At 70.3% G+C, this 2,113-nt stretch carries 1 protein-coding gene; it reads left to right on the plus strand.

Going from position 1 to position 2,113, the window contains the following annotated elements:
* Positions 1 to 1,062: 1,062 nt before the first annotated feature.
* A partial coding sequence (locus tag M0638_RS28030; protein WP_248670247.1) for an OmpA family protein occupies positions 1,063 to 2,113 on the plus strand: 1,051 nt, incomplete at its 3' end.

A 2,113-nucleotide genomic window follows, 5' to 3' on the forward strand; every position in this document is an offset into this window, starting at 1 on the left:
CCGGCCCCGCCGCGGCCCTCCCCGGGACAGGGGGTGGGGCCGGCGTCGGGGCGAGGGACCGAGGGGAAGGGCGCCGCAAGGCGCCCTTTTCCGTGTCCGGAGAGGTTTCCGGTCGGGACGCGCCGGACATGGGCGCCGTTTCCCGTCCGATCGGCGGCGGCCAGCGGGTCGGCTGGAACCCCGATGCGCCGGCGTCATGCAGGCCATGCGTCGGCCGGCCCCGGCGCCGGGACCATGCCTGTTCCGCGATCCGGCCATGCCCGACTGATCCGCCACCATCTCCGCAGCCGCCGGCCGGGCAGGCCCGGCGCATTCTACGGCTCCGGCGCGGGCGCACGGTCGTCGGCGAGCGGGGAGAGGGCGGACGCGGCCAGGGCGGAACGGCGCGGACCGGCCCGGAATTCGCCGGGACACGCGCCGGCGTCTCGTGCCGATGGCGTCGGCCGGCACTTCCTTCCGGGTTGCGCCCCGGATCCCTCACGCCGGGCGACGAAGCCTTTTCCGGCGCTTCTCCGGGGCTCGCTTCCCTGGGGCGGGCCGGACAATCCGGCCTTCCGCATCAGTAGAGCGGATCGCCGGCGGTTTCTGTCCGATGGCGGGAGGCGGCTTCGGCGCGACACCACGCCGTGGCGTCGGGCCTGTTCCATTCCCCCGTTCGGCGGTCGCCACGTCGCCAGGCGCGGTCCGGTCCGGACGCATGGCCCGGCCATGATATTCCTTTATCGAAAAGATTTCGCGCCCCATCTGCGAGTGGGCGTATTCACGGAAACATGAGCGATCCGTTCATGAACGGGCCCTGAAATCACCGCCATGTCACCCATCAATCGGCGCGTCATCATCATTGCGTGAGTTGCGAACCATTTCAGGAAATCACGAAGGCGGTACACAAGTAATCATTCCGAACTCCCAATCCTGTGTCTTGTCGGACACAGCGCTGCCCATTTACTTGACAGCCCATGGCGAAGCGGCGGTATTGGCGTTAGCTCCTGCGCGAGGCCCGTGGGGATGCGCCAGGAACTTGGCTCACGCGACGGCGGCCCCGGGATTGATGGAGAACCAACTATGCGGCTCAAGAAGGCCCTGCTTGCGGCGACGATGCTGTCCCTGCCGGTGGTCGCGCAGGCGCAGCCGGTCACCGGCCTCTATATCGGCGGCGGCGCGCTCTATAACTATCTGCAGCCGACCACGATGAACGCGCATGGTGCGGCGGCGTCGGCGCTGAGCGCCAACGGCTTCCGGCAGGGCGGCAAGGCCACCTTCGGACCGGGCTGGGGTGGCGTGCTCGCCCTCGGCTGGGGCTTCGGCAACGGCCTGCGCGCCGAGGTCGAGGGCAGCTACCGCGAGAACGACGTGGACAAGATCCGTGGCTTCTCGCCCGGCGCGCCGATCGGCCGCATCCGCGGCAACGTGCGTTCCTACGGCGTGATGGCCAACGTTCTGTACGACCTCAGCCTGGCCCAGTTCGGCATCACCGGCTTCGACTACGTGCAGCCCTACATCGGCGGCGGCGTCGGCGCGATCTGGACCGATCCGGACTTCCGCGGCACCAGCGTCAGCGGCAGCGGCCTCGGGCTGAACTTCGACAAGTACGGCGACAATGTCCGCTTCGCCTATCAGGGCATCGCGGGCCTCGCCTTCCCGATCGCTTCCGTCCCGGGTCTCGCGATCACCACCGAGTACCGCTTCCTCGGCACCCTGCCGCAGCGCTGGTCCACCGCCGGCTCGACGCTGACCCGCGGCAACACCACCGCCGTGCTGAACCGTGGCACCGTCTCGGCGCATGACTACAACCACTCGGTCATGGTCGGCCTGCGCTACGCGCTCTACACCCCGCCGCCGCCGCCGCCGCCGGTGATGGCCCCGGCCGTCGCCCCGGCCCCGGCGCGCACCTACCTGGTGTTCTTCGACTGGGACCGCGCCGACCTGACCGACCGCGCCCGGCAGATCATCGCCGATGCGGCGCAGAACTCGCAGCGCATGCAGGTGACGCGCCTCGAGGTCTCCGGCCACGCGGACCGTTCGGGCACGCCGCAGTACAACCAGGCGCTGTCGCTGCGCCGCGCCAACGCGGTGGCGGCGGAGCTGGTGCGCAACGGCGTCGCGCGCTCGGCGA

Source organism: Roseomonas acroporae (assembly GCF_023223525.1).
Taxonomy (GTDB): domain Bacteria; phylum Pseudomonadota; class Alphaproteobacteria; order Acetobacterales; family Acetobacteraceae; genus Roseomonas_E; species Roseomonas_E acroporae.